Below are 6,346 nucleotides of genomic sequence, written 5' to 3' on the forward strand. Positions count from 1 at the left end.
ACGCAGGAGATCCCCATGCCAAGTCACCCAGTCCTGGAACGGGTCACCGCCCGCATCGTCGCGCGCAGCGCCGCCACCCGCCAGACCTACATGGATCGCACCCGCGCCATGGCGGGACAGAAGGTGGAGCGCGCGCAGCTCTCGTGTACCAACCTGGCGCACGCCGTGGCAGCCATGCCCGAGCAGGCCAAGATCCGCCTGAAGGCGCAGGAGCGCCCCAACCTCGCCATCGTCTCCTCCTACAACGACATGCTGTCGGCGCACCAGCCCCTGGCGGAGTATCCGCAATGGCTCAAGGAAGCCGCGCTGGAGGCGGGCGGCACCGCGCAATTCGCCGGCGGCACGCCCGCCATGTGCGATGGCGTGACGCAGGGCCAGGACGGCATGGATCTCTCGCTGTTCTCGCGTGACGTGATTGCGCTATCCACCGCGGTGGCGCTGTCGCACCAGATGTTCGACGGCGCGCTGTACCTCGGCGTGTGCGACAAGATCGTGCCGGGGCTGGTGATGGGCGCGCTGTCGTTCGGCCACCTGCCCGCCATCTTCGTGCCAGGCGGCCCCATGACCACCGGCATCGGCAACGAGGAAAAGGCGCGCGTGCGCCAGCGCTATGCCGAGGGCAAGCTCAGCCGCGCGGAGTTGCTCGAGGCAGAGAGCCAGTCGTATCACGGCCCGGGCACCTGCACCTTCTACGGCACCGCCAACTCCAACCAGATGCTGATGGAGATCATGGGCCTGCACCTGCCCGGCACCGCCTTCGTCAATCCCAACACGCCGCTGCGCGAAGCCCTCACGCGCGAATCCGCGCGTCAGGCGCTACGCCTTGTGCATGGCGGCGATCGCTATACGCCGGTGGCGGACGTGCTCGACGAGCGCGCCTTCGTCAATGGCATCGTCGGTCTGCTCGCCACCGGCGGCTCCACCAACCATACGTTGCATCTGGTGGCGATGGCGCGCACCGCGGGCATCATGCTGGGCTGGGACGATTTTGCCGAGCTATCGGAAGTGGTACCGCTGCTGGCGCGCGTGTATCCGAACGGCAGCGCGGATGTAAACCAGTTCCAGGCCGCCGGTGGACTCGGGCTGGTGATTCGCGGCTTGCTGCAGCTTGGCCTGCTGCACGACGACGTGACCACCGTGGTCGGCAAGGGCCTGGCCGACTACACGCGCGAGCCGGTGCTGCGCGATGGCCAGCTCACCTGGATCGACGGGCCCGAAGCGCCGCTGGACGACACCATCGTGCGCGCCGCCGGCCAGCCTTTCGCGCCGGAAGGCGGCATCAGGCTGCTCGACGGCAATATCGGCCGTGCCGTGCTGAAGATCTCGGCGGTCAAGCCCGAGCACCACATCGTGCAAGCCCCGGCGCTGGTGTTCCACACGCAAGACGCGCTGATCGAAGCGTTCAAGCGCGGCGAGCTGGAGCGTGACTTTGTCGCGGTGCTGCCATGGCAAGGACCGGCCGCCTGCGGCATGCCGGAGCTGCACAAGCTCACCCCCACGCTGACCGTGCTGCAGGACCGCGGCTTTCACGTGGCGCTGGTAACGGACGGACGCATGTCTGGCGCGTCGGGCAAGGTGCCGGCCGCCATCCATGTATGCCCCGAGGCATTGAGCGGCGGCGGCATCGCCCGCGTGCGCGATGGCGACCCGATGCGCGTGGACGCGCATGCGGGTGTGCTCACGGTGCTGGTGCCGCAAGCGGAATGGGCCGCGCGCTCGGTGACGCCGCCCGACCTCTCAGCCAACCGGCACGGCGTGGGGCGCGACCTGTTCGCCAATTTCCGCCGTCACGTGAGCACGGCGGAGGCGGGGGCCTGCTCGCTGTTTGCCGAGGAAGGCTGACGGGAGGTAGCTAGTGTGCGGCTTAGAAGCTATGGCTGATGCCGGCACCGAACCCGGTGCCGCCACCTGCGTAGCGACTGTGGCGATACGACACCGCGCCATACAGCGTGGTGCGCTTCGATAGCGCATAGTCCACCCCGCCGGTTGCGTAGTCGGTCACGCCCACCGTGCCATAGCCCTGGAAATCGCGCGCGCCCGAAAGCTTCAGCGTATAGGCGCCCACGCGCCAGTTGACGCCAAGCGTGGCGGCGCTGCGCCTGGCGCTGGCGTCGCCGAGGAAGGCCTGGCTCGCGGCGCTTAGATGGGTCTGGCTATACGAGGCCATCAGCCGCACCTTGGTGAACGCGTAGGCCAGCCCCGCGAACCACGTGTTGTCATAAGCCGAATTGCGCTCCGCCGTCAGCATGGCCGACCAGGGCCCGCCGTCGTAGTTGAGCGAGGCCGCCAGCGGCCGCGTGCGGTCCCGGTTGCCGGCGGCGTCCGGCGTTTCGTTCTTCTCCACGCCGGCGGATACGTGCACGTGCATCCCGCCCCATTTCGGCGAGTCGTAGAACACGCCGTTGTTCAGGCGCGAGTATTCGCCCGCGGGGCCATTGTGATACGGGTCGGTGCGATAGGACGGGTGGTACACGTACCACGCCACGGAACTCACGCGGTTGAAATTGTCCCAGCTGTCGTACTGCCAGTCGTATTGCCACATCGGCGTCAGCGCACGGCCAACGCGCAGATCGCCATAAGGCGACTGGATGCCAATCGTGGATTCGCCCTGGAAGTACGGCGTGGCGCCGCTGGCTTCGAGCCGGCCATTGCCCATGTCGAAGCGCGTTTGCAGGTTCAAGGTAGCGGCCCAGCCGGGGGCCAGGGTCTCGCTGCCGCGCAGGCCGATGAAGCTGCGCTGCATGGTGCCGAGCACAATGGGCTGGCCAGGCGCGGGACGGAAGATGCCGACGTCGGCAAACCCGTACAGCGTGAGGCTGCCCTGCGCGTGCGCGGTCGGTGCGGCAGGGGCAAGCACGGCGGCGCAGGCCAGCGCCGGCAGGCACCGCGCGAGCCTTGCGCGCGGCGCACTATGGGAGATGCCTTTATTGGCAGGAGAGACGTTGCGCAAGTTGAGCGGCTTGCGCGCGATGGGGTTCAGTTCGAGCTTGTATGCAGGCAGCAAATCCAATTCCGGAGATTGAAGGCATGCCGTGTTCCGCCGCGTGGCGCAGCGAAACGCGGATACCGGTGAAGACCCCAAGGGGGCGGGAGACAGACAAAGGCCGATGGCGGCGCGGACGCTCGCCGCCAAACGGGATCGCCGCCGGCGCAAGCCGAAGAGCTTGGTTCGTCAGCTCAGGCGATGCGAGGGACTCGGCGCGGCGGGCGCGGCTGCTTGCGCGTCCTCGGGCACGCGCCACTCCTGCACCGGCACGGCGATGGCGCAGCCGGCGGCTTCGAGCACCTGCTTGATGCGGTGGTAGAAAGCGAAGCGCACGTTCCAGTAATCCCCGGCGGCAACCCAGCAACGCACGTTGAGCGTCACGCCCTGCGCGGCGTAGTTGATCACCATGGCCTCGGAGGCCGGGTCCGCCAGGATGCGCCCCTCAGCCGCAAGCATGGCGCGCAGCGCATCGAGCGCGGCCTGGATGTCGGCGCCAAAGGTGACGGTGACTTCGATGTCGAGCCGGCGGGTGGGATTCTCGCTGTAGTTAGTGATGGCACTGCCCCAGATCTTGCCGTTGGGCACGCGCAGGCAAACCCCATCGAAGGTGGTCAGCTCGGTCATGAACAGACCCGTCTCGCGCACCGTGCCGGCCACACCCTGCGCGTCGATGTACTGGCCCACGCGAAACGGCCGCAGCAGCACCAGCATGATGCCCGCGGCAATGTTCTGCAGCGTGCCCTGCAACGCCAGTCCGATGGCCAGGCCGGCGGCGCCGAGCATGGCGATGATGCTGGCGGTCTGCACGCCAAATTGCGACAGCACCAGCACCACCGTGATCACGCGCACGATCCACTGCGTGACGCTGGCCAGCATCGGGCGCAAGGTGGCGTCCACGCGCGGGCGGTCAAACGCGCGCAGCACCGCGGCGCGGGCGCGCCCGGAGAGCCACCAGCCCAGGATCAGGATCAGCATGGCGGCGATGCAGTTCAGGCCTTGCTGCACCACTAGTTGCAGCAGGTACGCCCAGGCTGCTTCCAGCTTGTGGGGCTCGATGAAGTTCAGGTTCATGGATTCGGCTCCGGCGATCAATGTGAAAAGGCTGGACATGCGCGGCTCAGGATGCATCGTCGTCGCGGCGGCGGTGCGCCAGTTTCCCCGCGTCCGGCAGCGTGGTTTTGAGGTAAAGCGGGTCGATCTTCAGTGTCTGCATGTGGGCAGGTTCATGGTTTGGTTCGAAAGACTTCAGGAAGAGGTTGGTACGCACGAGCGTGGCATCAGGCCTTGAGGCGGAACGGCAGGTCAACAAAGCGCGCGGCCGATGGCACTGCCGGCGCCGGGCAGCGCGCTCGGCAGGTCGGAATGCTGGAACTCGCCGCTGGCCTCGCCACCCGTGGTTTCGAAGCCAATGGCGTAGGCGCGCAGGTCGGGCGTACCCGTTTCTGCGCGTAATCCGGTGATCAGGCTGGGGTCCGCGCCGCCCGACAACAGCACGCCCATCGGCACGTCCACCACGGTGAGGTGATGGCCGACCGCGCGCGCCCCCTGGCGAACAGGTTCTCTCCATCGGGACCACGCTTGGCCTGGTCGCGAGTCATATCGGCGAGCGCGTGCAGGTCGGCCATGACCTGATCAAAGCGTAGTTCTCCGGCAATGCCACACATGTTTGGTCACTCTCTTGCCACTGGCGGCGTCCGGACTGCCAAAGCCGGCGATGGCCCGGCTTGATGTCAGGTGATTGCCTGCATTTGAATGAAATTGACAATAATTCAGGGACAAATGACGGGGGAATTGGTTTCCCCCCGAGGCGCGGCGGCAGCTGGACGAATCGGCGCCAGCCCTGCGTGGGCAAGGGCTGGGCCCGATTGAAAAAAATTTCGCCGGAGTGGGCTTGGGAGTACTTTTTACGTGGGGAGAATCGCGCGCGCCCCCTGCGTGGGAGCACGCAGAATTGGGTACGCTTTGGTGCGCGGGAGGTAGTGCGGAGGAAGAACGGGCGTTGCACCCCGCCGGTGCCAGGACCGGCCGGCCCGGACCTTATTTCAAGCCGTGACGGGGTGATCGTGCAAGCGGTCGCGCGAGGCCAGCGAGGGGAACAGGCGCATCCACACCACCACCACCACCAGTGTGCCGATGCCGCCAAGCAGCACCGCGCCAACCGGCCCGAACAGCGCAGCGGTCACGCCGGACTCGAACTCGCCAAGCTGGTTGGACGCCCCGATAAAGACCGAGTTGACGGCGCCCACGCGCCCGCGCATATCGTCGGGCGTATCGAGCTGGACCAGCGTGGAGCGCACCACCACGCTGATCATGTCGGAGGCGCCAAGCATGACCAGTGCCGCCATCGACAGCGGCAGCCAGTGCGAGATGCCGAACACCATCGTCGCCATACCAAAGACGGCCACCGCGCCGAACATCACGCGGCCCACGCGGCGGTTCATCGGATGGTGGGCGAGCCACAGCGCGGTCGCCAGCGCGCCGATGGCGGGCGACGAGCGCAGCAGGCCCAGGCCCCAGGGGCCGGTATGCAGGATGTCGCGCGCGTAGATGGGCAGCAGCGCGGTGGCGCCGCCCAGCAGCACGGCAAAGAGATCCAGCGAAATCGCGCCAAGCAGCACCGGCCGGCCGCGGATGTACGAAAACCCCGCAAACAGCGTGGCGATGCTCACCGGCGTGGTCAGCCGCTGCGCAGCCTGGCGCAGCTTGAGCGCGGTGACCAGGCAGGCGGCCACGGCGAACAGCGTGGCGCTGATGGCGTAGACGACGCCCGGGCCGGCCACGTAGGCAAAACCGCCCAGCGCGGGGCCGATGATGATGGCCGTCTGCGTGGCGGAGCTGGACAGCGCCACCGCGCGCGGAAACATGCGTGGCGTGACCACGCTGGGCAGCAGCGCCTGCAACGTCGGCGTCTCAAAGGCGCGGGTGGCACCGATCAGGGCCACGAACACGAAGATGTGATCGCGCGTGATCGAGCCCGACAGGCTCGCCACCGCCATCGACACCGCGATCAGCGCTTCCAGCGTCTGGCAGGTGCGCACGATCAGCCGCCGGTCAAAGCGGTCGGCCACATGGCCAGACATCAGCAGCAGCATCACAGAGGGCAGGAACTGCACCAGCCCCACCATGCCAAGCATGAACGGGTCGCGGGTGAGATCGTAGATCTGCCAGCCTACCGCCACCGTAAAGATCTGGTAGCCGATGGTGGTGCACAGGCGGGCAAACCAGAACAGCCGAAATGAAGGGTCGCGAAAGACTGAGTCCGGCTCGGGGGCCGGAACGGAAGCAGGGGTGGACATGGATGGCGGTGGTGACGGGGCGGCGGCGGGGCAAAGCTGGGACGGATTCTATCCGAGGCCCGTG

The 6,346-nt window shown here is 67.3% G+C and carries 4 protein-coding genes and 1 pseudogene; 1 reads left to right on the plus strand and 4 read right to left on the minus strand.

Annotated elements, in window-relative coordinates:
- The first annotated feature begins 15 nt into the window (after positions 1-15).
- A complete protein-coding gene (edd, locus tag AC1RWI_RS25485; protein WP_492869547.1) occupies positions 16-1,842 on the plus strand; it encodes a phosphogluconate dehydratase in 1,827 nt (608 codons plus the stop codon).
- Positions 1,843-1,864: 22 nt separating this feature from the next.
- Here the strand turns inward: edd and AC1RWI_RS25490 are convergent, their stop codons facing one another.
- From AC1RWI_RS25490 to AC1RWI_RS25505, 4 genes and pseudogenes are all read right to left on the minus strand, one after another.
- Positions 1,865-3,004, minus strand: coding sequence for a porin (locus AC1RWI_RS25490; RefSeq protein ID WP_492869549.1), 1,140 nt, complete (start codon positions 3,002-3,004; stop codon positions 1,865-1,867).
- A gap of 168 nt (positions 3,005-3,172) precedes the next feature.
- A complete protein-coding gene (locus AC1RWI_RS25495; protein ID WP_492869552.1) occupies positions 3,173-4,057 on the minus strand; it encodes a mechanosensitive ion channel family protein in 885 nt (294 codons plus the stop codon).
- A gap of 231 nt (positions 4,058-4,288) precedes the next feature.
- A pseudogene (locus tag AC1RWI_RS25500) lies at positions 4,289-4,513 on the minus strand (asparagine synthase-related protein); the annotation flags it as partial.
- Between the two features lie 515 nt (positions 4,514-5,028).
- The gene (locus AC1RWI_RS25505; protein WP_043357483.1) at positions 5,029-6,282 is read right to left on the minus strand and encodes an MFS transporter; all 1,254 of its coding nucleotides are present in this window, start codon (positions 6,280-6,282) and stop codon (positions 5,029-5,031) included.
- Positions 6,283-6,346: the final 64 nt, after the last annotated feature.

The organism is Cupriavidus sp. MPR-AND1C, assembly GCF_058809705.1.

What these genes read in the sequence shown, in the direction of transcription:
- edd (WP_492869547.1), top strand. Translation starts at nt 16, where the DNA reads ATGCCAAGTCACCCAGTCCTGGAACGGGTCACCGCCCGCATCGTCGCG.
- AC1RWI_RS25495 (WP_492869552.1), bottom strand. Translation starts at nt 4,057, where the DNA reads ATGAACCTGAACTTCATCGAGCCCCACAAGCTGGAAGCAGCCTGGGCG.
- AC1RWI_RS25505 (WP_043357483.1), bottom strand. Translation starts at nt 6,282, where the DNA reads ATGTCCACCCCTGCTTCCGTTCCGGCCCCCGAGCCGGACTCAGTCTTT.